Annotated in this window: 19 protein-coding genes, 1 tRNA gene and 1 pseudogene; 17 read left to right on the top strand and 4 right to left on the bottom strand. The window is 63.7% G+C overall.

Annotation, left to right across the window (positions count from 1 at the left end):
• The first annotated feature begins 41 nt into the window (after positions 1 to 41).
• The 4 genes from ACIPZ5_RS26885 to ACIPZ5_RS26870 all read left to right on the top strand — a co-directional run bounded on the left by ACIPZ5_RS26885 (position 42) and on the right by ACIPZ5_RS26870 (position 4,158).
• Positions 42 to 1,022, top strand: coding sequence for a tripartite tricarboxylate transporter substrate binding protein (locus tag ACIPZ5_RS26885; protein WP_343598686.1), 981 nt, complete (start codon positions 42 to 44; stop codon positions 1,020 to 1,022).
• Positions 1,023 to 1,157: 135 nt separating this feature from the next.
• Complete coding sequence (locus ACIPZ5_RS26880) at positions 1,158 to 1,616, top strand: tripartite tricarboxylate transporter TctB family protein (RefSeq protein WP_313711206.1); 459 nt, start codon at positions 1,158 to 1,160, stop codon at positions 1,614 to 1,616.
• 3 nt (positions 1,617 to 1,619) lie between these two features.
• Positions 1,620 to 3,134, top strand: coding sequence for a tripartite tricarboxylate transporter permease (locus ACIPZ5_RS26875; protein WP_400811567.1), 1,515 nt, complete (start codon positions 1,620 to 1,622; stop codon positions 3,132 to 3,134).
• The gene (locus ACIPZ5_RS26870; protein WP_400811564.1) at positions 3,127 to 4,158 is read left to right on the top strand and encodes an AbrB family transcriptional regulator; all 1,032 of its coding nucleotides are present in this window, start codon (positions 3,127 to 3,129) and stop codon (positions 4,156 to 4,158) included. The genes ACIPZ5_RS26875 and ACIPZ5_RS26870 overlap by 8 nt, the downstream gene beginning before the upstream one ends.
• 52 nt (positions 4,159 to 4,210) lie before the next feature.
• On the opposite strand, the gene ung is transcribed toward ACIPZ5_RS26870, so the two are convergent.
• A complete protein-coding gene (ung, locus tag ACIPZ5_RS26865; RefSeq protein ID WP_343598688.1) occupies positions 4,211 to 4,903 on the bottom strand; it encodes a uracil-DNA glycosylase in 693 nt (230 codons plus the stop codon).
• Positions 4,904 to 5,029: 126 nt separating this feature from the next.
• Here ung and ACIPZ5_RS26860 point away from each other — a divergent pair, with 126 nt between their 5' ends.
• The gene (locus ACIPZ5_RS26860) at positions 5,030 to 6,145 is read left to right on the top strand and encodes an enoyl-CoA hydratase/isomerase family protein (RefSeq protein ID WP_343598689.1); all 1,116 of its coding nucleotides are present in this window, start codon (positions 5,030 to 5,032) and stop codon (positions 6,143 to 6,145) included.
• Here the strand turns inward: ACIPZ5_RS26860 and ACIPZ5_RS26855 are convergent, their stop codons facing one another.
• Positions 6,146 to 6,586, bottom strand: coding sequence for a hypothetical protein (locus ACIPZ5_RS26855; RefSeq protein WP_343598690.1), 441 nt, complete (start codon positions 6,584 to 6,586; stop codon positions 6,146 to 6,148).
• 212 nt (positions 6,587 to 6,798) lie between these two features.
• On the opposite strand from ACIPZ5_RS26855, the gene ACIPZ5_RS26850 reads away from it, so the two are divergent.
• The 8 genes and pseudogenes from ACIPZ5_RS26850 to ACIPZ5_RS26815 all read left to right on the top strand — a co-directional run bounded on the left by ACIPZ5_RS26850 (position 6,799) and on the right by ACIPZ5_RS26815 (position 14,127).
• Positions 6,799 to 8,289 carry a diguanylate cyclase gene (locus ACIPZ5_RS26850; RefSeq protein WP_400811559.1) on the top strand — a complete coding sequence of 497 codons (1,491 nt, stop codon included), beginning with the start codon at positions 6,799 to 6,801 and terminating at the stop codon, positions 8,287 to 8,289.
• Complete coding sequence (locus tag ACIPZ5_RS26845; protein WP_343598692.1) at positions 8,282 to 8,512, top strand: cysteine-rich CWC family protein; 231 nt, start codon at positions 8,282 to 8,284, stop codon at positions 8,510 to 8,512. The genes ACIPZ5_RS26850 and ACIPZ5_RS26845 overlap by 8 nt, the downstream gene beginning before the upstream one ends.
• A 127-nt stretch (positions 8,513 to 8,639) precedes the next feature.
• Positions 8,640 to 9,332 carry a pseudouridine synthase gene (locus ACIPZ5_RS26840; RefSeq protein WP_400811557.1) on the top strand — a complete coding sequence of 231 codons (693 nt, stop codon included), beginning with the start codon at positions 8,640 to 8,642 and terminating at the stop codon, positions 9,330 to 9,332.
• 333 nt (positions 9,333 to 9,665) lie between these two features.
• Positions 9,666 to 10,553, top strand: coding sequence for an alpha/beta fold hydrolase (locus tag ACIPZ5_RS26835; RefSeq protein WP_400811555.1), 888 nt, complete (start codon positions 9,666 to 9,668; stop codon positions 10,551 to 10,553).
• Between the two features lie 111 nt (positions 10,554 to 10,664).
• Positions 10,665 to 10,738, top strand: a tRNA-Gly gene (locus tag ACIPZ5_RS26830).
• A 200-nt stretch (positions 10,739 to 10,938) separates the two neighbouring features.
• A complete protein-coding gene (locus tag ACIPZ5_RS26825; RefSeq protein WP_400811553.1) occupies positions 10,939 to 12,639 on the top strand; it encodes a SulP family inorganic anion transporter in 1,701 nt (566 codons plus the stop codon).
• A gap of 9 nt (positions 12,640 to 12,648) precedes the next feature.
• A pseudogene (locus ACIPZ5_RS26820) lies at positions 12,649 to 12,822 on the top strand (helix-turn-helix domain-containing protein); the annotation flags it as partial.
• A 294-nt stretch (positions 12,823 to 13,116) separates the two neighbouring features.
• Positions 13,117 to 14,127 (top strand): DUF4917 family protein, encoded by a 1,011-nt coding sequence (locus ACIPZ5_RS26815; protein WP_400811550.1) that lies wholly within the window; start codon positions 13,117 to 13,119, stop codon positions 14,125 to 14,127.
• 53 nt (positions 14,128 to 14,180) lie between these two features.
• On the opposite strand, the gene ACIPZ5_RS26810 is transcribed toward ACIPZ5_RS26815, so the two are convergent.
• Entirely contained in the window at positions 14,181 to 15,395 is a 1,215-nt protein-coding gene (locus ACIPZ5_RS26810; RefSeq protein ID WP_400811548.1) for a class I SAM-dependent methyltransferase, read from the bottom strand.
• Between the two features lie 157 nt (positions 15,396 to 15,552).
• Positions 15,553 to 16,170 carry a TPM domain-containing protein gene (locus tag ACIPZ5_RS26805; protein WP_343598698.1) on the bottom strand — a complete coding sequence of 206 codons (618 nt, stop codon included), beginning with the start codon at positions 16,168 to 16,170 and terminating at the stop codon, positions 15,553 to 15,555.
• A gap of 187 nt (positions 16,171 to 16,357) precedes the next feature.
• On the opposite strand from ACIPZ5_RS26805, the gene bglX reads away from it, so the two are divergent.
• From bglX to ACIPZ5_RS26785, 4 genes are all read left to right on the top strand, one after another.
• Entirely contained in the window at positions 16,358 to 18,649 is a 2,292-nt protein-coding gene (gene bglX, locus ACIPZ5_RS26800) for a beta-glucosidase BglX (protein ID WP_343598699.1), read from the top strand.
• Between the two features lie 136 nt (positions 18,650 to 18,785).
• Positions 18,786 to 20,543, top strand: a complete 1,758-nt coding sequence (locus ACIPZ5_RS26795) for an ATP-binding protein (protein ID WP_400811544.1) — start codon at positions 18,786 to 18,788, stop codon at positions 20,541 to 20,543.
• On the top strand, positions 20,537 to 21,871 hold the full coding sequence (locus ACIPZ5_RS26790) for a sigma-54 dependent transcriptional regulator (RefSeq protein ID WP_313711185.1): 1,335 nt from the start codon (positions 20,537 to 20,539) through the stop codon (positions 21,869 to 21,871). The genes ACIPZ5_RS26795 and ACIPZ5_RS26790 overlap by 7 nt, the downstream gene beginning before the upstream one ends.
• A 254-nt stretch (positions 21,872 to 22,125) precedes the next feature.
• Positions 22,126 to 23,445 (top strand): MFS transporter, encoded by a 1,320-nt coding sequence (locus tag ACIPZ5_RS26785; RefSeq protein ID WP_085675291.1) that lies wholly within the window; start codon positions 22,126 to 22,128, stop codon positions 23,443 to 23,445.
• The last annotated feature ends 367 nt before the right edge of the window (positions 23,446 to 23,812 follow it).

The raw sequence follows: 23,812 nt of genomic DNA, 5'->3' as shown, positions 1-23,812 counted from the left end.
CATGCGGTAACCCATAACAACAACGCTCACGGAGACATTCGATGACCTTTTCACTGCGCCGCCTCGTCCTCGCCACCGGCTGCCTGCTACTGGCAGGCAACGCCCTCGCTGCCGAACCGAAACGACCTGAATGCATCGCCCCCGCCTCACCCGGCGGTGGCTTCGACCTGACCTGCAAACTGGCGCAGAGTGCCCTGGTGCAGGAGAAGATCCTCAGTAAACCGATGCGCGTGACCTACATGCCCGGCGGTGTCGGCGCCGTAGCGTACAACGCCGTGGTCGCCCAGCGCCCGGCCGATGCCGGCACCCTTGTGGCCTGGTCCAGCGGTTCGCTGCTGAACCTTGCCCAGGGCAAGTTCGGCCGCTTCGACGAGAACGCGGTGAAATGGCTGGCGGCGGTCGGCACCAGCTACGGCGCCATTGCGGTCAAGAGCGACTCGCCCTACAAGACCCTCGACGACCTGGTCGCGGCGCTGAAGAAAGACCCGAGCAAAGTGGTGATTGGCTCCGGCGGCACCGTCGGCAGCCAGGACTGGATGCAGACCGCGCTGATCGCCAAGGCTGCCGGCATCAACCCGCGGGACCTGCGCTACGTGGCCCTGGAAGGCGGCGGCGAGATCGCCACCGCGTTGCTGGGCGGGCACATCCAGGTCGGCTCCACCGACATCTCCGACTCCATGCCGCACATCCAGAGCGGCAACATGCGCATCCTCGCGGTGTTCTCGGAAAACCGCCTGGACGAGCCGGAAATGAAAGACATCCCCACTGCCAAGGAACAAGGCTACGACATCGTCTGGCCAGTGGTGCGCGGTTTCTACCTTGGGCCGAAGGTGAGCGACGAAGACTACGCCTGGTGGAAGGAGTCGTTCGACAAGATGCTGGCCTCGGAAGACTTCGCCAAGCTGCGCGACCAGCGCGAGCTGTTCCCGTTCGCCATGACCGGCGCGGAGCTGGACGGCTACGTGAAGAAACAGGTGGCTGACTACAAGGCACTGGCCAGGGAATTCGGCCTGATCCAGTAAGCCCCCGATCTTTCACCGACCTCTGTGGGAGCGGGCTTGCCCGCGAAGCAAGCACCGCGGTGCATGGCACCGGCTATGCCGGTGTTCGCGGGCAAGCCCGCTCCCACAGGGCCCGCGTCCAACGAGGACTTCTTGATGATCCTGCAACGCATCTTCGCCCTGGCCCTGCTGGCGGTGTGCGCCGCCCTGGCCGTGATGGCCTGGCCCTACCAGGCCGCGTTCTCCTACGAACCGGTAGGGCCGCGCGCCTACCCGTTGCTGATGCTTGGCCTGATGAGCCTGGGCCTGCTGTACCTGGCCATTCGCCCCACACCTATCGTGCGCAAGGACGACGAGCCAGAGCTCGACCGCGAAACCTTGACCAAGATCGCCGCCTGCGTCGGCCTGCTGATCGTCTTCGCTGGCACCTTCGAAGCCCTGGGCTTCATCCTCAGCGCCATCCTGGTCGGCATCCCCATGGCCCGCCTGTATGGCGGCCGCTGGCTGCACAGCACCCTCGTGGTGGTGGGCATGAGCGTGCTGCTGTACTGGCTGTTCGACCGCGTCATGGACGTCCCCCTGCCCCTTGGCCTGCTGAGCGTACTGGAGAACTGACACATGGATACCTTGAGCTACCTGGGCCAGGGCTTTGGCGTCGCCCTGTCCCCATACAACCTGGTCACGGCCCTGTCGGGCACGCTGATCGGCACCGTGGTCGGCCTGTTGCCAGGCCTGGGCCCGATCAACGGCGTGGCGCTGCTGATCCCGATCGCCTTCGCCCTCGGCCTGCCGCCGGAGTCGGCGCTGATCCTGCTGGCTGCGGTATACCTGGGCTGCGAATACGGCGGCCGGATCAGCTCGATCCTGCTGAACATCCCGGGCGAAGCCTCGACCGTGATGACCACCCTCGACGGTTACCCGATGGCACGTCAGGGTTTGGCTGGCGTGGCCCTGTCGCTGTCGGCGTGGAGCTCGTTCATCGGCGCGTTCATCGCCACCTGCGGCATGGTGCTGTTCGCCCCGCTGCTGGCGAAATGGGCGATCGCCTTTGGCCCGGCGGAATACTTCGTGCTGATGGTGTTCGCCATCGTCGCCCTCGGCGGCATGGCCGGTGACAAGCCCCTGAAGACATTCATTGCGGCACTGATCGGCCTGTTCCTGTCGGCGGTCGGTATCGATGCCAACAGCGGCGTATACCGCTTCACCGGTGACAGCGTGCACCTGGCCGACGGTATCCAGTTCGTGGTGCTGGTACTGGGCCTGTTCTCCGTCAGCGAAATCCTGCTGTTGCTGGAAAAGACCCACCATGGCCACGAAGCGGTCAAGGCCACCGGGCGCATGCTGTTCAACCTCAAGGAAGCGGCATCGGTGTTCGTGGTCAATATCCGCTGCGGCCTGCTGGGCTTCATCATGGGTGTGCTGCCGGGTGCCGGCGCGACCCTGGCCAGCGCCGTGGCCTACATGACCGAGAAACGCATCGCCGGTGACAAAGGCAAGTTCGGCAAGGGTGACGCCCGCGGCCTGGCGGCCCCGGAAACCGCCATTGGCGCTTCCTGCTGCGGCGCCCTGGTGCCGATGCTGACCCTCGGCGTACCCGGTTCGGGCACCACGGCGGTGATGATCGGCGCACTGACCCTGTACAACATCACCCCAGGCCCACTGCTGTTCGAACAGCAGCCGGACATCGTCTGGGGCCTGATCGCCTCGCTGTTCATCGCCAACATCATGCTGGTGATCCTGAACATCCCGATGATCCGCATCTTCACCCGCATCCTCGCCGTGCCGAACTGGGCGCTGGTGCCGGTAATCGCGATCATCACCGCGATCGGGGTATATGCGGTGCATGCCACCACCTTCGACCTGTTCCTGATAGTCGGCATCGGCATCATGGGCTATATCCTGCGCAAGCTGGACTTCCCGCTGTCGCCGATCCTGCTCGGTTTCATCCTCGGCGGCCTGATGGAGCAGAACCTGCGCCGGGCACTGTCGATTTCCAACGGTGAGCTGGGCATCCTCTGGTCGAGCCCGATCAGCATGGGTGTCTGGGTGCTGGTGGCGGTCATGCTGACCCTGCCGTTGCTGCGCAGCTGGCGCAAGCGCAGCCTGCAGCGCCGGGCCATGGCTGATGCCTGACCGGCCACTGCCGCTGTTTGTCGCAACCGGGCTGGTCGGCCTTGCGGGTGGCTTTGCCGCCAGCAAGGTCGGCTGGCCTTTGCCGTGGATGATCGGTGCGTTGCTGGCAATCATCCTGGTACGCTGCCTGACGCCCTGGCAGCTCTCGGAAATACCCAATGGCCGCAAATGCGGGCAATGCATCATCGGTATCGGTATCGGCCTGCACTTTACCCCGGCGGTGATCGAGCAGGTCGCCAGCCACTTTGCGCTGATCTGCTTCGGCGCGCTGTTCACCACCCTCTCCAGCGTAATCAGCGTGTGGCTGCTGCGGCGCACCGGCGAAGACCGCGCAACGGCGTTCTTCGCCAGCATGCCCGGTGGCTCGGGCGAGATGGTCAACCTTGGCGCACGCAACGGTGCGGTACTCAGCCAGGTGGCCGCGGCACAGAGCCTGCGTGTGCTGGCCGTGGTGCTGTGCGTACCGGCACTGTTCAAGTTCCTGCTCGGTGACGGCGTGGCGCTAAATCACAACGGCAACGTCAGTTGGGGCTGGCTGGCGCTGATCGTGCCGCTGGGCGTGGCGGTGGGTTTTGTCTGGCAACGCTTGCGCCAGCCTAACCCGTGGCTGTTCGGGCCCTTGCTGGTGGCCGCCTCGGTGAGCCTGGCGGGCAGCCTGCAGATCGCCCTGCCCAACGGTGCCAGCCAGATCGGCCAGTGGCTGATCGGCAGCGGCCTGGCCTGCCACTTCAACCGCGCGTTCTTCCGCCGCGCGCCGTCCTTTCTCGGGCGTACGCTGTTGGCCACGGCGCTGTGCATGGCAATTGCCGGCAGTGCCGCGTGGGTGTTGAGCGTGATGACTGAACTGGACCTGCGTTCGCTGACGCTGGGGATGATGCCGGGTGGGATCGCCGAGATGAGCCTGACAGCCGAAACCTTGCAACTGTCGGTGCCGCTGGTGACGGCGCTGCAGGTGGTACGGCTGGTCCTGGTGCTGTTTCTGGCAGAGCCGTTGTTCCGACTATGGAATGCAAACCCAGATTAGATGTGCCGGCCTCTTCGGTGCCCCGATTTACCCGCGAAGAGGCGACACGGCTTCAGAGAGGCGGCAATGCCCAGTTGATCGGCGCCATGCCACGCTGTTCGAGGAAGCTGTTGGTGCGGCTGAAGTGCCCGCACCCCAGGAACCCTCGATACGCCGACAGCGGCGACGGGTGCACCGACTTGAGCACCAGGTGCTTGGTGCCATCGATCAGCTTCTGCTTGCTCTGGGCATGCGCCCCCCACAGCAGGAACACCACGTTCGGGCACTGCTCGCTGACCACCTGGATGATCCGGTCGGTAAAGAACTCCCAGCCCTTCTTGGCATGCGAAGCGGCATTGGCGCGTTCGACGGTCATGGTCGTGTTGAGCAGCAACACGCCCTGCTCGGCCCAGCTCTGCAGGTAGCCGTGGCTGGCGATCGGGATGTTGAGGTCGCGCTGCAACTCTTTGTAGATGTTGACCAGCGACGGCGGCGCCGGCACGCCTGGCTGTACCGAAAAGCACAAGCCATGTGCCTGGCCCGGGCCGTGGTAGGGGTCCTGGCCGAGGATCACCACCTTGACCTGCTCCAGCGGCGTGGAGTTGAGCGCATTGAAGATCAGCGGCCCCGGCGGGTAGATTTCCTTGCCGGCCGCGTACTCCTGGCGCAGGAACTCACGCAGCTGATGCATGTAGGGCTGGTCGAACTCGGCGCGCAGTGCAGCCTTCCAGCTGGGTTCGAGTTTGATGCGATCGTCTTCAGTCATGGGGCCATCCGTAAACAATGGCGCGACACTAGGTAAGCCACCTGCCCTTGTCAATCGATCCGACCGACGACCGGCATGATCGGCCACGCAGGCCATACTTGGGGGATGACTTGCGCGAGGTAGTCCATGGCCATTCAATGCGAGGTACTCACCGGCGCCGATGGCGCCCGAATCGGCATCGCCACCCTCGATGCCCCCAAGGCGCTCAATGCCCTCAACCTGCCGATGATCGAAGTGCTCGGCGAACAGTTGCACAGCTGGGCCAGCGATCCTGGGGTGGTCTGCGTGCTGTTGCGCGGCAGCGGTGCCAAGGCCTTCTGCGCTGGCGGCGATGTGCGGGCATTGGCCCAGGCCTGCCTGGCACACCGCGGCAGCGTGCCACCGCTGGCCGCCACCTTCTTTGCCGCCGAGTACCGCCTCGACTACCTCTTGCACACCTACCCGAAGCCGCTGCTGTGCTGGGGCCACGGGCATGTGCTGGGCGGCGGCATGGGGCTGCTGCAGGGTGCCGGGGTGCGTATCGTCACGCCCAGCAGCCGCTTGGCCATGCCGGAAATCAGCATCGGCCTTTACCCGGACGTAGGGGCCAGCTGGTTCCTCGCCCGCCTGCCGGGCAAGCTCGGCCTGTTCCTCGGCTTGACCGGGGCACCGATCAATGCTCGTGATGCTCTCGACCTGGACCTGGCTGATCGTTTCTTCGGCGAAGAACAGCAAGAGGCGTTGATCGAAGAGCTGCTGCAACTGAACTGGCAGGAACAGACCGACCTGCAACTGAACAGCCTGCTCAAGGCCGAACAGCATCGCGCCTGGGCCGAGCTGCCTGCGGCGCAGTGGCTGCCGCGGCGCCAGGTGATCGACGCACTGCTCGATGTGGCCGACCCGGCTGCAGCCTGGCGGGCACTGGAAGGCCTCAAGCATCACACCGACCCGTTGCTGGCCGAAGCCGGCCAACGCCTGCATGAGGGTTGCCCGCTGACGGCGCACCTGGTCTGGGAGCAGATCCAGCGTGCCCGGCACCTGTCACTGGCCCAGGTGTTCCAGATGGAGTACAGCATGAGCCTCAATTGCTGCCGGCACCCGGAATTCAGTGAAGGTGTGCGTGCCCGCTTGCTGGACAAGGACAACCAGCCGCGCTGGCACTGGCCGGATGTGGCTCAGGTGCCAGCGGCGGTGGTCGAGGCGCATTTCGCCAAGGCGTGGGAAGGGCGCCATCCTTTGGCCGACCTGGGGGTCATGGGCTGATCAGCGTTGCCAGTTGTGGTCCCCTCGACGCCCATGATCTGACTGGCGATCGTTGTCCCCGCGGTTGTTGGAATGCCAGCGATCGTGCTGGTAGCGCTGGCTGCCATCGCGATAGTCATGGCGGTCGCGATCGCGCCCATAGTCGTTGCGCTGGCGATTGCCATAGTCGTAACGCGGGTTGCCATGCCACTGGTTCATCCCAGGCGCAGGATAGGGCCGGTAGTATGGTGCCGGCGCCGGCCGGTAGTAGCGAGGTGCCGGCTGGTAGTAGTAGCGGGGCTGCGGCGTCACATAGTAGCGGTCATAGCGGTAGTACCCCGGCGTCACGTAGCGATCGGTCGAATAGTACTCAGAACGGGAATAGCCGCCACTCTCGTAGTAGGGCGCGCAGGCGGACGTCATCAGCCCCAACAGGGCGATCAACAGAATTCGATAGGACATGGCGGCCTCCTGGACCGCTAAGGTGCCCGAACAGCGGCGCTGGCGAGCATCGACGAAAATGCGCTCATCGACAATGAATCAGACAACGGCGCCGAGGTGCAGTGCCATTTCAGCAACAAATTGATACAGGTCGAAATAACCCTGAAAAACATGCAGTCATTTGCCTGTCATCTCACTAGAATGTGCGCCTCGGCACACATCATGGGAAGATCATGCCTTCACGCTCCGCCCTGTTTTCACAGCGCTCGCTGATCCTCACCCTACTGCTTTTGCTGGCCTGCGGCTTCCTCGCCACATCGCTGATCAGCTATTTCGCCTCGCGCAGCGCGATCCGCGACGGCATCGTCAACACCGAGTTGCCGCTGACCTCCGATACCGTCTATTCAGAGATCCAGAAAGACCTTATCCGCCCAGTGCTGATCGCCTCGATGATGGCCCAGGACACCTTCCTGCGCGACTGGGTACTGGCAGGTGAACAGGACACCCAGCGCATCACGCGCTTTCTCGGCGAGGTCATGGGCAAGCAGGACACGTTCACCTCGTTCTTCGTCTCCGACCGCAGCCTCACCTACTACCAGGCCAAGGGCGTGCTCAAGCACGTGGTACCCAACACCTGGCGCGATGCCTGGTACTTCCGCCTGCGCGAAATGACAGCGCCCTATGAGATCAACGTCGACCTGGACATGGCCAACCAGGACAGCCTGACTGTGTTCATCAACTATCGGGTGCTCGACTACCAGCAGCGCTTCATCGGCGCCGCCGGGGTTGGCCTGAGCGTGGACGCGGTGGTCCAGCTGATCGACAAGTACCAGCGCCGCTACCAGCGCTCGGTATTCTTCACCGACGCCAAGGGCAAGGTCATTCTGACTGGCTCGGAGGGTGCCCTCCATGGCCTCAAGGTCGGGCAAGCCTTGGCCGACAATGCCGACCTGAGCGATGTGCTGGCGCAGCGCCCGACACCCACCGAGGGCAGCCATGAGTACAAGGACAGCAAAGGCCACAGCCACTTCCTCAACGTGCGGCAATTGCCGGAACTGGGCTGGTACCTGCTGGTCGACAAACGCGAGACCGGCGCCCTCGACCACATCCGCCACTCGCTGTACCTGAACCTGGTGATCTGCGCGATGATCACCCTGGTGGTATTGTCGCTGCTCAATGGCATGCTCAGGCGCCACCAGGCCAGCACCGAAGCGCTGGCGACCCTCGACAGCCTCACCGGGCTGCCCAACCGGCGCAGCTTCGACCTGCTGGCTGCCCAGGCCCTGCAGGAGGCCCAACGCGATTGCGCACCGCTGGTCGCCTTGCTGATCGACCTCGATCATTTCAAGGTGCTCAACGATACCCACGGCCACCTGGCAGGCGACGAAGTGCTGCGCCAGTTCGCCAACGTGCTGCAGGGCAGCCTGCGGCAGTCGGATATACTCTGCCGCTGGGGCGGTGAGGAGTTCATCGTGCTGCTGCGTGAGGCCGAAGGCCGGCAGGCCATCGAGGTGGCGCAGAAGATCCGCCGTCGTACCGAGCAACTGACGTTCAGTTACGAAGATCAACCCTTGCACCTGACCACCAGTATCGGCCTCAGCGCCTTGCAGCCTGCCGACACCCTGCACGCCCTGCTGACCCGCGCCGACCGTGCGCTCTATCGTGCCAAGCAGGCCGGCCGCAACCGTGTCTGCAGTGAAACACCCGGAACCGAACATGAATGACAGCCAGCACTGCCCCGCCTGTGGCGCCCTCAACCAATGCAGCCTGGCCGACCCACGCAGCGCCACCCAGGCCTGCTGGTGCTACAGCGTGAGCATCGACCCCGCCGTGCTCCAGGCCCTGCCTGCCGAACTGCGCGACAAGGCCTGCCTGTGCCCGCGCTGCGCCGCCGTGGAAGAGCAGTTGAAAACTGCAAGTGGAAGCAACCATCCTGCTCAATTTTGAAGGTTTGCCGCGAATCCTGTGGCAGCGGCTTTAGCCGCGAAGCAGGCGACGCGGTGGCTGGCACCGGCTATGCCGGTGTTCGCGGCTAAAGCCGCTTCCACAGAGCCCACATAAATCAGAGACTTACATGCGCCTAGACCGCTTCCTCGCCAACCTGCCCTGCTACAACCGTCAGCAAGTGCGCCTGCTGCTGGCACAGCGCCGTGTGCGCCTGGACGGCGAAATGGTCAGCGATCCCAAAGCCGAGGTCCGTGAGTTCAGCCGCGTCGAAGTGGACGATCAATTGCTGCAGGCCGGCCGACCTGCACGCTACCTGATGCTGCACAAACCCACTGGCTGCGTCAGCGCCACGCAAGACCCGCAGCACCGCACCGTGCTCGACCTGCTGCCCGGCGAGTTGCGCGACGACCTGCACATCGCGGGGCGCCTGGACTTCAACACCACCGGCCTGATGATCCTGACCAACGATGGCCAGTGGTCACGGCGCCTGACCCAGCCGGCCACCAAGCTGCCAAAGCATTATCTGGTAGAAACCGAAGACGAGATTGGCGCGCACTATGCGGCCAAGTTCCGTGAAGGTTTGTATTTCGCCTTCGAAGACCTGACCACCCTGCCCGCCCAGCTCGATATCCTCGGCCCGCGCCAGGCGCGGCTGGCAATCGTCGAAGGGCGCTATCACCAGGTCAAGCGCATGTTCGGCCATTTCGGCAACAAGGTGGTCGGCCTGCATCGCGAAAGCATGGGGACGATCCGCCTCGATCCGGCCCTGCAACCTGGGGATTTCAGGGCCCTGACGGCCGAAGAAATCGCTTCGGTGTGAATGCCGTAATACAGGCATACGACCGCTGAGCGGCTCAAGTCACAAATTTGCGCAAACAGCACTTGCAGGATCCCCGACCCGCTGCTTGACTCCTAACTCGTCAGTCCGCGAGTGACCAAGCAGTCACGCCCGCAGTTCATGACACCTTTTGCCGGCCACCCAAAGCCCAGATGCCTTGGGGCACGGCAGATTGCCCGCCAAAACAATATCGTCGACACGTGTGCGAAGGATCGACACAGGGCCCCCCGATTTATTCAGGCAAATGCCTACCTGTCATAAAGAACGTGCACCCTAGGTGACGCGATTACCCTTTTTGCGCCAGGAGTCGATGACATGAGGCCAGAAATTGCTGTACTTGATATCCAAGGTCAGTATCGGGTTTACACGGAGTTCTATCGCGCGGATGCGGCCGAGAAGACGATCATCCTGATCAATGGTTCGCTGGCCACCACGGCTTCGTTCGCCCAGACGGTGCGTAACCTGCACCCCCAATTCAACGTTGTGCTGTACGACCAGCCGTATGCCGGCAAGTCCAAGCCGCACAACCGCCAGGAACGGCTGATCAGCAAGGAAGACGAGGCGCATATCCTCCTCGAACTGATCGAGCGCTTCCAGTGCGACCACGTCATGTCCTTTTCCTGGGGCGGTGCCTGCACCTTGCTGGCGCTGGCGCACCAGCCGCGGCAGGTGAAAAAGGCGGTGGTCAGTTCGTTCTCGCCGGTGATCAACGAACCGATGCGCGACTACCTGGAGCGTGGCTGCCAGTACCTGGCTGCGTGCGATCGCTACCAGGTCGGCAACCTGGTCAACGACACCATCGGCAAGCACCTGCCATCGCTGTTCAAGCGCTTCAACTACCGGCATGTCAGCAGCCTGGACAGCCACGAGTATGCGCAGATGCACTTCCACATCAACGAAGTGCTGCAGCGTGACCTGGAACGGGCATTGAGGGGCGCACGCAACATCGACATCCCGGTGCTGTTCATCAATGGCGAGCGCGACGAATACACCACCGTTCAAGATGCACGCGAGTTCGGCAAGCATGTAGGCAACAGCCAGTTCAGCGTGATCCGCGACGCTGGCCACTTCCTCGACATGGAAAACAAGTCTGCCTGTGAAGACACCCGCAACGTCATGCTTGGCTTCCTCAAGCCAACCGTGCGCGAGTCCCGTCAACGTGGTAATTCATACAACCAGGGGCAGCATGCATTGGCCATTTGAGCGCATCGGCGTCCTGTAGCCCACACCCGCAGGTTATGGGTCGCCGACAAGCTTTTTTATAACTTGGGCTTCTATTTCAGGGAGGGTTCTGGTAAAAAGTCCAGCGCAGACGCGGGTATAGTTTAGTGGCAAAACGAAAGCTTCCCAAGCTTTAGTTGAGGGTTCGATTCCCTCTACCCGCTCCACACATAGCATTCCCCGCATGGCGTTCCAGCAACGTCATCGCTGTCAAAAGGAGCCCACGGCTCCTTTTTTCGTTTCTGCTGCCGTCCTTGACTGGGCCCATGGCCGCGCTCGATGTTTTCCGTTCCAATTCGCTTGCAAGCGAAACGGCTTGAAGTGCATATGCTTCATGGATCCGTGAAACATTTCGAAAGGACCACGCATGTTTCTCTCCCGCTGGCTCCCCGGCCTTGCCAACCTGTTGCACTACCGCCGCGAATGGTTCCATGCCGACCTGCAGGCAGGGCTGTCGGTGGCAGCGATCCAGATCCCCATCGCCATCGCCTATGCACAGATCGTGGGCCTGCCGCCGCAATACGGCCTGTACGCGTGCGTGCTGCCGATGATGGTGTACGCCCTGATCGGCAGCTCACGCCAGCTGATGGTCGGCCCGGACGCCGCCACCTGCGCGATGATTGCCGGCGCCGTGGCGCCACTGGCCATGGGCGACCCGCAACGCATCGCCGAGCTTTCAGTGATTGTCACGGTGCTGGTCGGGGTGATGCTGATTGTCGCCGGCCTGGCACGCGCCGGCTTTATCGCCAGCTTCTTCTCGCGACCGATCCTGATCGGTTACCTGAACGGCATCGGCCTGAGCCTGATTGCCGGGCAATTGTCCAAGGTCGTGGGCTTCAAGATCGAGGGTGACGGGTTCATCCTCAGCGTGGTCAATTTCTTCCAGCGCCTGAACGAGATCCACTGGATGACCCTGGCCATCGGCCTGGCGGGCCTGGCGCTGCTGATCTGGCTGCCGCGCCGCTACCCTCGCCTGCCTGCGGCCCTGGTGACCGTGGCAGTCTTTACCCTGCTGGCCGGCCTGCTCGGCCTGGACCGTTTCGGCGTCGCCATTCTCGGGCCGGTGCCATCCGGCATCCCCAAGCTCGCCTGGCCCCACAGCAACCTTGATGAAACCAAGGCCCTGCTACGCGATGCCCTGGGTATCGCCACCGTAAGTTTCTGCAGCGCCATGCTCACCGCACGCAGCTTCGCCGCGCGGCACGGCTATGCGATCAACGCCAACCATGAGTTCGTCGCACTCGGCGTCAGCAACCTGGCCGCTGGCATTTCCCAGGGCTTTGCCATCAGCGGCGCCGACTCGCGCACGGCAGTCAATGACATGGTCGGTGGCAAGAGCCAGCTGGTCGGCATCATCGCGGCACTGGTCATCGCCTTGATCCTGTTGTTCTTTACCGCACCGATGGCCTGGATCCCGCAGGCAGTGCTAGGTGCCGTGCTGCTAATGGCCGGCTGGGGCCTGATCGATATCAAGTCGCTGGGCAGCATCAGACGCCTGAGCCGCTTCGAGTTCTGGCTGTGCCTGCTGACCACGGTCGGTGTGCTCGGCCTGGGCGTGCTGCCGGGCATCGTGTTTGCCGTGACCCTGGCGATCCTGCGCCTGCTCTACACCATCTACCAACCGACCGACGCCGTGCTCGGCTGGCTGCCGGGCACCGAGGGCCAGGTCGACATCCGCAAGAACAAAGACGCCCGCACCGTGCCGGGCCTGGTGGTATACCGCTTCGACGACGCGATCCTGTTCTTCAACGCCGACTACTTCAAGATGCGCCTGCTCGAAGCCGTGCAGAGCCAGGCCCAGCCGCAGGTGCTGCTGTTCGATGCAGAAGCGGTGAGCAGCATTGACGTCAGCGGCATCGCCGCCCTGCGCGAGGTGCGCGATACCCTTGCAGCGCAGGGCATCCACTTCGCAATCGCCCGCGCCCGCGGCACTTTCCTGCGCATGCTGGTGCGCTCAGGGATGGCACGGGAGATGGAAGACAAGCTGCTGTTCGGCTCGGTGCGGGCGGGAATACGGGCTTATCGGGTTTGGCGGAACAGGAGTCGCAGGGAGCCGGTGGCCGATTGAGGAATCGGACTCCGCACATCCACGGGTTTGTCCCAAGTACGCTTCGCCGAGATGATCGATGTTCAGGTCGCCACGCTTAGGAACTGGGAGCAAGGGCGCAGGGAGCCTACCGGGCCAGCCAAGGCTTTGTTACGTGCCATACGCAACGACCCTGACCATGTCCTCAGGGCACTTGCCCATTAGTTCAGTATCCCAAACGCTTCAGCAAAACCGCCTCGCTTTCTGCCGGGCGTCGATAAGCACGCAACAACTTTCCCGCCCGGTTGGTGAAGATCCCGTCGACACCGGATTTCAGGTAAACCCGCTCCCACAGGGTCACCACTTGCTTCAGGGCAGTGCGGTAACTGTGGGAGCGGGTTCACCCGCGAAGAGGCCGGCGCAGGCAAGACAAGACGGCAATGTAAACAGCAACCCTCGCACACCTTGCATGACATGCTAAAGTCCCCGCCGTTTCCCGCACCACCGAACGGACCGCCCATGCCAGCTCTCGACGCCCGCCTCGCCTCTTGGCCAGACCTCAACCAGCGCCACCCGTGCACAGCCCTGCTGCTGGGCAACGGCGCCAGTCGCGCGCTGTGGAAACCGTTCGGCTACTTCTCGCTGTACGAAGAGGCCCAGCGCGCCGGGCGCAAGAAGGGCCTGGCGATCAGCGACCAGGCCCTGTTCAAGTCGCTGGGCACCGAATTGTTCGAGCCGGTGCTGAGCACCCTCAACCACACCGTGCGCGCCAACGCCGCCCTGGCCATCAACTCCACCGCGCCGTTGAACCGCTACTACTCGATCAAGGAAGGCCTGATCCACGCCATCCGCACCCTGCACCTGCCCTGGCCGCTGATGCCCGCCACCACCCTGGCGTCGATCAACCAGGCCCTGCGCGAATACCAAAGCGTCTATACCAGCAACTACGACCTCATTCTGCCTTGGGCCCTGCTGCACGATCCACAGGGCTTCGCCGCGCTGTTCGACGATCAAGGGTTCTTCGACGTACGCCGCACCCGCAGTGAAGGCACCCGCGTGCTGCATCTGCATGGCGGCCTGCACCTGCTCAAGCTGCCCGACGGTAGCACCCGCCAGCGCAGCGCCGACAGCGCCGAGTTGCTGGACGGCTTTGCCGTGAACATTCCCGGGGAGGTGCCGTTGTTCGTCAACGAAGAACGCAGCGACGAAAAACTGCGCGCCATTCGCAACTCGGACTACCTGGCCTGGGGGTTGGGGCAACTGGCACAGGAAAGCCAGGGCCTGTGTCTGTTCGGTCAGCATCTCGACAGCACTGACCAGCACCTGGTCGAAGCCATTCGCCAGGCGCGGCCGGCGCATCTGTCGATTGCCATCCGACCATTGAGCGAGGCTTCGGTACTCAACCAGAAACAGCACTTTGTCGAGCGGTTCGGGGATATGACGGGGACGGCGCTGCACTTCTTCGATGCCAGTACGCATCCGTTGGGGTTTGAGGGGTTGGCGATCGAGGTGCCGTCAGCGCGTCGTTAGATGACGCGCCTTGTCTGGCGGGCGGGCGTCCAGGGACTTGATCTCGTTTCTACTCAGATCAGCTTGTCCGCCTGCAACAACGTCTCCAGGCAATGCTCCTGCACCCCATAAAACGCCTTGAGCTGCGCGATTTTCTCCAGCAATGCCGCGTTATCCCCTACCTGCCGGCGCTTCACCGCAAGAATCATCTTGTTCTTGTTGGTGTGCTCCAGGGAGATGAACTCGAACACCTTGGTCTCGTAACCACAGGCTTCCAGATACAACGCGCGCAGGCTGTCGGTGAGCATCTCGGCCTGCTGCCCCAGGTGCAACCCATATTGCAGCATCGGCTGCAGCAACCCCGGGCTGTGCAGTTGCGGGCGGATCTGCTTGTGGCAGCACGGTGAGCACATGATGATCGCGGCGTTGCAGCGGATACCGGTGTGGATGGCGTAGTCGGTGGCGATGTCGCAGGCGTGCAAGGCAATCATCACCTCGATGGCTTCGGGCACCACGCTGCGCACGTCGCCGCACTGGAATTCCAGGCCCGAATGCTCCAGGCGCTGGGCGGCGGCATTGCACAGGTCGACCATGTCCTGGCGTAGCTCCACCCCGGTCACCTGTGCTTCCCGGCTCAGGGTGTTGCGCAGGTAGTCATGCATGGCGAAGGTCAGGTAACCCTTGCCGGAACCAAAGTCGGCGACCCGCAGCGGCTGCCCGGCCGGCAGCGGGGCGTTGGCCAGGGCGTGGTCGAAGACTTCGATGAACTTGTTGATCTGCTTCCATTTGCGCGACATCGACGGGATCAGCGCGCCTTGGGCATCGGTCACGCCCAGGTCACGCAGAAATGGCCGCGACAGCGCCAGGTAGCGTTTCTTCTCGCGGTCATGGCCGCTGTTGGCAGCCGCCTCGCGTGGCGCCTGCGCGCCGTGGCGCTGCAGCATCGGCTTGCCCTTCTTGCTGAAGGTCAGCTGCACTTCGCCATCGGCGTCGAACAGGTGGGCATTGCGGAAGCTCTCCGGCAGCAGCTCGGCAAGCAGCGCCTGGGCCTGGTCCAGCGGCAGGTTGCGAGTGATGTCGCGGGTCTGGTGGCGGTAGACCAGCGACAGCTGGGCCTGACCCTTGACCAACAACGGCTTGGCGATGATGCGCTGCAAGCTCTGGTCGGTGCCGACATGGCGCGCCAACACCAGCTTGACCAAGGTGTTGCCGTGCAGGGCGGCGCTCAGCAGGTCGAGGAACTGGGCGCGCGCATCCGGCGCGGTGGAAGCGGAAGTACTGGCGGACATGGAGAAAAGCAGCCTTGGGTAGCGGAGCGCACATTCTACCGTGTGCCAAGGCCCCTGTGGGAGCGGGCTTGCCCCGCGAACACCGGCGAAGCCGGTGCCATGCACCGCGGTGCATGCTTCGCGGGCCAAGCCCGCACAGACCGTAGCGCCTGCCGGTTCAGTCGAGAATCACCAGACGGTTGGGCAGTTCGTTGCGTGTGTGGGTGCGTGGCAGGTGCTCGCACAGCAGCTCACCGCACGCCTCGATACAGTCGACAAAGCCCTGCAAGGTCTGCCCTTGGCGCACCTGCTCGGTGAAACGCGCAACCATCATTGCCCGGGCCTTGGCATCGAGATGCTGGGCGATGCCTTGGTCGACCAGGATTTCCACATGCCGCTCGGCCTCGGCGACAAAGATCAGCACCCCCGTGGCGCCCTTCGTGCCCTGCAGGTTCTGCTCGCGAAACTGCTGGTGCGCCAGGCTCGAAGCGCGCCAGCGGCGCAAGGCAGCGGGGATCAGCATAGGCGCCAGGCGCGGGCTGCGCAGCAGCAAGCACAGGCCGATGAACAACAGTATGTTGGCAACCAGCAGCCCGCGCACACCGGGCCAGGCCAACAACCCGTGCAGCAAGCCAGGCAGCGCCAGCGCCAGTATGGCGGCCCACAACAGTGGCAGGTAAGCGTAGTCATCGGCGCGACGCGCCAGCACGGTCACCAGCTGCGCATCGGTGCGCCGCTCCACGCGGGCAATGGCCTCAGCCACCTGGCGACGTTCGTATTCGTTGAGGGAAGTCATGCCGTCGGTCTCTTAAGCGTTCTTATAGTTGTTGTCCCGGCATTCGGGGCTTCCTCCGCGGCCGACATATTCAGGCATAATCCGCCGCTGGATGAATTACCGGCGAATCGTACAACAATAGCCGCCTGAAAACTTCGGCCACGCACGTATCACCGTGGATACGGCAAGGGCCTCGACAATGGAATTGATGATGAAACTGTCTTTGCTGGGCCTGGCCATGGGCCTTGCCAGCCAGGCGGCCCTCGCCGCCCCTACCGCCCCGCCCCTGCAGGACAAGCAGGCGTTCATCGACCATCTGATCAGCCAGATGACCGAAGCCGAAAAAATCGGCCAGTTGCGCCTGATCAGCATCGGCCCGGAAATGCCCCGCGACAAGATCCGCGAAGAAATCGCCGCCGGGCGCATCGGCGGCACCTTCAACTCGCGCACCGCCCCCGAGAACCGGCCGATGCAGGACGCCGCCATGCGCAGCCGCCTGAAGATCCCGATGTTCTTCGCTTACGACACCATCCACGGCGAACGCACCATCTTCCCGATCGGCCTGGGCCTGGCTGCCAGCTGGGACATGGACGCCATCGCCAAGGTCGGCCGCACCTCGGCCATCGAAGCGTCGGCTGACGCCCTGGACATGACCTTCGCGCCAATGGTCGACATCGCCCGCGACCCACGCTGGGGCCGCACCAGTGAAGGCTTCGGCGAAGACACCTACCTGACCTCGAAGATCGGCCAGGTGATGGTCCGCTCGTTCCAGGGCAGCAGCCCGGCAAACCCCGACAGCATCATGGCCATCGTCAAGCACTTTGCCCTGTACGGCGCAGTCGAGGGCGGGCGCGACTACAACACGGTCGATATGAGCCTGCCGAAGATGTACAACGACTACCTGCCGCCCTACCGCGCCGCGCTCGACGCGGGTGCGGGCGGGGTGATGGTGGCGCTCAACTCGATCAACGGCGTACCGGCCACCTCCAACACCTGGTTGATGAACGACCTGCTGCGCAAGCAGTGGGGCTTCAAGGGCGTGACCATCAGTGACCACGGCGCCATCCAGGAGCTGATCCGCCACGGTGTCGCCCGCGACGGCCGTGAAGCCGCCAAGCTGGCGATCAAGGCCGGTATCGACATGAGCATGAACGACACCCTGTACGGCGAAGAGCTGCCAGGGCTGCTGAAGTCCGGCGAGGTGACCGAGCACGAGCTTGACCAGGCCGTGCGCGAGGTGCTCGGCGCCAAGTACGACATGGGCCTGTTCAAGGACCCGTACGTGCGCATCGGCAAGGCCGAAACCGACCTGAAAGACTACTACGCCGACAACCGCCTGCACCGCGACGCGGCCCGCGACGTGGCGCGCCGCAGCCTGGTACTGCTGGAAAACCGCAACCAGACCCTGCCGCTGAAAAAGGCCGGCACCATCGCCCTGGTCGGCCCGCTGGCCGATGCCCCGATCGACATGATGGGCAGCTGGGCTGCAGACGGCAAGCCGATGCATTCGGTTACCGTGCGCGAGGGCCTGCGCCGCGCTGTCGAGGGCAAGGCCAAGCTGGTGTACGCCAAGGGCTCGAACGTCACGGGCGACAAGGCGATCCTCGATTACCTGAACTTCCTCAACTTCGATGCCCCGGAAATCGTCGATGACCCACGCCCTGCGGCCGTGTTGATCGATGAAGCGGTCAAGGCCGCCAAGCAGTCCGATGTGGTGGTAGCCGTGGTCGGCGAGTCGCGTGGCATGTCCCACGAGTCGTCGAGCCGCACCACCCTGGAAATCCCGGCCAGCCAGCGCGAGCTGATCAAGGCCCTGAAGGCAACCGGCAAGCCGCTGGTTCTGGTCCTGATGAACGGCCGCCCACTGTCGATCAGCTGGGAGCGTGAGCAAGCCGACGCCATCCTCGAAACCTGGTTCTCCGGCACCGAAGGCGGCAACGCCATCGCCGACGTGTTGTTTGGCGACTACAACCCGTCGGGCAAGCTGGCCATCACCTTCCCGCGCTCGGTCGGGCAGATTCCGATGTACTACAACCACACACGCATCGGCCGGCCATACACCCCAGGCAAGCCGGGCAACTACACCTCGCAGTATTTCGAAGAACCCAACGGCCCGCTGTACCCGTTCGGCTATGGCCTGAGCTACAGCAGCTTCGAGCTGTCGGGCCTGACCCTGTCGAACAAGGACCTCAAGCGTGGCGACACCCTGGAGGCCAAGGTGACGGTGAAGAACACCGGCAAGCTCGACGGCGAGACGGTGGTGCAGCTGTACCTGCAGGATGTGTCGGCGTCGATGAGCCGCCCGGTCAAGGAGCTGAAGAACTTCCAGAAACTGATGCTCAAGGCCGGTGAGTCGCGGACCTTGACCTTCCGCATCAGCGAGGACGACCTTAAGTTCTACAATGGCCAGTTGCAGCGGGTGGCCGAGCCTGGTGAATTCAATGTCCAGATCGGGCTGGATTCCGAGGCTGTGCAGCAGAAGAGCTTCGAACTGCTGTAACTGATTGGTCGCCAGCGCTGGCCCTTTCGCGGGACAAGCCCGCTCCCATCAAATCTGACTGTGTGCAGAACACTTGTGGGAGCGGGCTTGCCCGCGAAAGGGCCGGACCCGATATTCCTTCAGTTGGATCCGCCCCATGCCCTATTCCTTTCGCGCCCTGCGCCTGGGGCTGATCACTCTGCTGATCGTGCTCGGCACCGTTCTCAGCGCCGGCTGGGCCATGCACCAGGCCAAACGCCAGGCAATGGAAGACGACGCCCTGCGCGCCAGCCAGCAGCTGGTGCTGTACGCCAATGCCCTGCACACCCTGATCGATCGCTACCGCGCCTTGCCCGCCGTGCTGGCCCTGGACCCGGAGCTGATCGAAGCCCTGCGCGGCCCGGTCAGCGAGCCGGTGCAGCACGCGCTCAACCTCAAGCTCGAACGCATCAACGGCGCCGCCAACTCCTCGACCCTGGAGCTGCTCGACCGCACCGGGCTGGCCGTGGCCGCCAGCAACTGGCGCCTGCCGACCACCTACGTAGGCTCCAACTACGGCTTTCGCCCCTACTTCAAACAGACCCGCAGCCAGGGTAGCGGCCGCTTCTATGCGGTGGGCGTGACCAGTGGCGTGCCAGGCTACTTCCTGTCCAGTGCAGTCAGCGACGAACAGGGGCGCTTCCTCGGCGCCATGGTGGTCAAGCTGGAATTCCCCGAGCTTGAGCGCGAATGGCGCCAGGGCAGCGACATCCTGCTGGTCAGTGACGCCCGCGGCATTACCTTCATCGCCAACCAGGACGGCTGGCGCTACCGCGAGCTCAAACCGCTCAGCAGCGCCGACCGCGCCGAGCTTGGCGAAACCCGCCAATACGACAAACAGCCGCTGGTGCCGCTTCAGCACCAGGTACTTACCCGCTTCGCCAGCAACAGTTACCTGAGCCGCGTACAGGGCCCCGACGGCCCCGCCGAATACCTCTGGGAAAGCCTGCCGCTGGAAGGCGAGGACTGGACCTTGCACCTGCTGCGCAAGCCGCAGGTCGAAGCCGCTGGCCGCAACGCGGCACTGGGCGCTGCCGCTGTGTGGTTGAGCCTGGTGTTCGCCGTGCTGTTCGTCAGCCAGCGCCTGCGCCTGGCCCGCATGCGCCAACGCAGCCGTGAAGAGCTCAAGCGCCAGGTCGAGGAACGCACCCGCGAGCTGCGCACCGCCCAGGAAGGCCTGGTGCAGTCAGCCAAGCTGGCGGCGCTGGGGCAGATGTCGGCGGCCATGGCCCACGAGATCAACCAGCCGCTGACCACCCAGCGCATGCAGCTGGAAACCTTGCGCCTGCTGCTCGACCACGGCCGCTACGACGACGCACGCAAGGCCCTCGAACCGCTGGAGCAGATGCTCACGCGCATGGCCGCGCTGACCAGCCACCTGAAGACCTTCGCCCGCAACAGCCCGGTCGGCTTGCGCGAGCGCCTCGACCTGGCCACCGTGGTCGACCAGGCCCTGCACCTGCTGGACACCCGCATTCGCAGCGAGGAAGTCGAGGTGGCCCTGTACCTGGCCCGCCCGGCCTGGGTTCGGGGCGATGCGATTCGCCTCGAACAGGTACTGATCAATCTGCTGCGCAACGCCCTCGACGCCATGGCCGACAAAAGCTACAAGCGCCTGGAGGTCCGCATCGAACCTGACCACGAGCAGTGGCGCCTGAGCGTGCTGGATTCCGGCGGCGGTATTGCCGAATCGGACCTGGCGAAAGTCTTCGACCCGTTTTTTACCACCAAGCCGGTGGGCGAAGGCCTGGGCCTGGGCCTGGCGATTTCCTATGGCATCATCGTCGAAGCCGGCGGCCAGTTGCACGCCGAGAACCTGCCGGGTGGTGCCCGCCTGAGCCTGAGCCTGCCCCGTGACCTGGAGCCTGTATGTTGAATTCGGTGATCGTCGTCGATGATGAAGCCAGCATCCGCACTGCAGTCGAGCAGTGGCTGAGCCTGTCGGGCTTCAGCGTGCAGCTGTTCGCTCGCGCCGAAGACTGCCTGGCCCAGCTGCCCACGCACTTTGCCGGGGTGATCATCAGCGACGTCCGCATGCCGGGCATGGGTGGGCTGCAACTGCTCGAACGCCTGCAGGCGGATGACCCGGACCTGCCGGTGATCCTGCTGACCGGCCATGGCGATGTGCCAATGGCGGTCGAAGCGATGCGCAACGGCGCCTACGATTTCCTCGAAAAGCCCTTCACCCCTCAGCACTTGCTGGGCAGCCTGCGCCGCGCCCTGGAGAAACGCCAGCTGGTCCTGGAGAACCGCCGCCTGCATGAACAGGCCGACCTCAAGTCGCGCCTGGAAGCAACCTTGCTGGGCATGTCGCAAGGCCTGCAGCAGCTACGCCGGCAAGTGCTCGACCTGGCCAACCTGCCGGTCAATGTGCTGATCCGCGGCGAAACCGGTAGCGGCAAGGAGCGCGTGGCGCGCTGCCTGCACGACTTCGGACCGCGTGCCGACAAACCGTTCGTCGCGCTCAACTGCGCGGCCATTCCCGAATCGCTGTTCGAAGCCGAACTGTTTGGTCACGAAAGCGGTGCATTCACCGGCGCCCAGGGCAAACGCATAGGCAAACTGGAATACGCCAACGGCGGTACCGTGTTCCTCGATGAAATCGAGAGCATGCCGCTGGCCCAGCAGGCCAAGCTGTTGCGGGTGATCCAGGAGCAGAAGCTGGAGCGGTTGGGGGCCAACCAGAGCATCAGCGTCGACCTGCGAATCGTTGCCGCAACCAAGCCTGACTTGCTCGAAGAGGCACGCGCCGGGCGTTTTCGCGAAGACCTGGCCTATCGCCTGAACGTGGCGGAACTGCGCCTGGCGCCGTTGCGTGAGCGGCGTGAGGATATCCCGCTGCTGTTCGAGCACTTTGCCCGGGCGACGGCCGAGAAGCTTGGACGCCAGACGCCGGCATTGTCGGGCGCGCAGCTGGCGCAATTGCTCACCCATGACTGGCCGGGCAACGTGCGTGAGCTGGCCAATGCGGCGGAGCGCCATGCGTTGGGGCTGGGCTCACCGAACATCGAGGCGGTGCCCGCAGGGCAATCGCTGGTCGAGCAGATCGAGGCCTTCGAGGCCCAGTGCCTGCGGGCGGCGCTGCGTCAGCATGGCGGGGAGATCAAGGCGGTGATGGAGGCCTTGCAGCTGCCTCGGCGAACGTTGAACGAGAAGATGCAGCGGCATGGTTTGGTGCGTGAAGACTTTATCGCGCGGCAGTAGGCGGAAATCCGCTTATTGCCTGACATCAATAGGCAAATATCCGCTCATTCCCAGACCATTCCGGGCTGCTTTGCAGCCCTTCGCGGGCAAGCCCGCTCCCACAGAGAATGCTGCTGGCTCAAGTAGCATGCGGCCGCTGTGCCCGCGAACGCCCCCATTTGGATCGTTGCGCACCCATTTGGCACACCTTCTGCAACTGCCCTGGCAAGCTGCGCTTCGGCGCGCTCCACAAAAACAACGAGAAGGTATCCCTGATGGATAACGCCACCTCCCTGCCAGCCGGGGCGGCCGTCGCGCCCGCCGCTGAAAAAACCACCGCCAGCCGCCTCAAGTCGATCTTCAGTGGTTCCATCGGCAATATGGTCGAATGGTACGACTGGTACGTCTACGCCGCATTCTCGCTGTACTTCGCCAAGGCCTTCTTCCCCGCTGGCGACTCCACCGCACAACTGCTCAATACCGCCGCGATCTTCGCCGTCGGCTTCCTGATGCGCCCGATCGGTGGCTGGCTGATGGGCCTGTATGCCGATCGCAAGGGTCGCAAAGCCGCCCTGATGGCTTCGGTGCTGCTGATGTGCGCCGGCTCCCTGGTGATCGCCCTGACCCCGGGCTATGAAACCATCGGCGTCGCGGCGCCGGTCCTGCTGGTCGTCGCACGCCTGATGCAGGGCCTGTCGGTGGGCGGCGAATACGGTACCTCGGCCACCTACCTGAGCGAGATGGCCAGCAAGGACCGCCGCGGCTTCTTCTCCAGCTTCCAGTACGTGACGCTGATCTCCGGCCAGCTCATCGCCCTGGCGGTGCTGATCATCCTGCAACAGACCCTGACCACCGAGCAGCTGTATGCCTGGGGCTGGCGCGTACCCTTCGTGATCGGCGCGCTGTGCGCGGTGGTTGCGCTTTACCTGCGCCGCGGCATGGAAGAAACCGCCTCCTTCACCAAGAAGGAAAAGGCCAAGGAAAGCCTGATGCGCACGCTCATGCGCCACCCTAAAGAGCTGATGACGGTGGTTGGCCTGACCATGGGCGGCACCCTGGCCTTCTACACCTACACCACTTACATGCAGAAGTACCTGGTCAACACCGTGGGCATGAGCATCAGTGATTCGACCACCATCTCGGCGGCCACGCTGTTCCTGTTCATGTGCCTGCAGCCGGTGATCGGTGGCCTGTCCGACAAGATCGGCCGTCGCCCGATCCTGATCGCCTTCGGCGTGCTGGGCACCCTGTTCACCGTACCGATCCTCAGCACCCTGCACACCATTCAGACCTGGTGGGGCGCGTTCTTCCTGATCATGGCAGCGCTGATCATCGTCAGCGGCTACACCTCGATCAACGCGGTGGTGAAGGCCGAGCTGTTCCCTACCGAAATCCGCGCCCTGGGCGTCGGCCTGCCATACGCGCTGACCGTGTCGATCTTCGGCGGCACCGCCGAGTACGTGGCCCTGTGGTTCAAGAGCGCTGGCATGGAAAGCGGCTTCTACTGGTACGTCACGGCATGCATCGCCTGCTCGCTGCTGGTGTATGCGACCATGAAGGACACCAAGCAGCATTCGCGGATTACGACTGACTGACAGTTTTCAGTGGTTGAGAAGGGGGTGTTCTGTGATACGGACGCCCCTTTTTTGTGGCTGCCAGGGGTTCGCCTGGAGATCTTCAGCGCTTACGAGATCGAGCGCCGCCCGCGCGGCGCATCGCGGATAAATCCGCTCCTACATTTGTTGCAACGTGCCGAACCTGACAGGCCATAGTTGCCTGCCTTGGCGCATGCCTCAAGTCATGTGAGGCGTCATCAATGCCCACCTCAAAACCCCGTCAGGCCAACAAGGCTGAAAACCATGGCCTCACAGGCATGGCCACGTTGCAACAAATGTAGATACTCTGTTGGCGGTCAAGCTTTTCTGAGGTGTTCAGAGCTGAAAAGCTTGGCTGTATGGAATG

Origin of the sequence: Pseudomonas sp. NPDC089428 (genome assembly GCF_044749325.1) — a bacterium.
Classification (GTDB): domain Bacteria; phylum Pseudomonadota; class Gammaproteobacteria; order Pseudomonadales; family Pseudomonadaceae; genus Aquipseudomonas.
The sequence above is the reverse complement of the archived record's forward strand: the minus strand, read 5'-3'. Positions and strand labels throughout refer to the sequence as shown.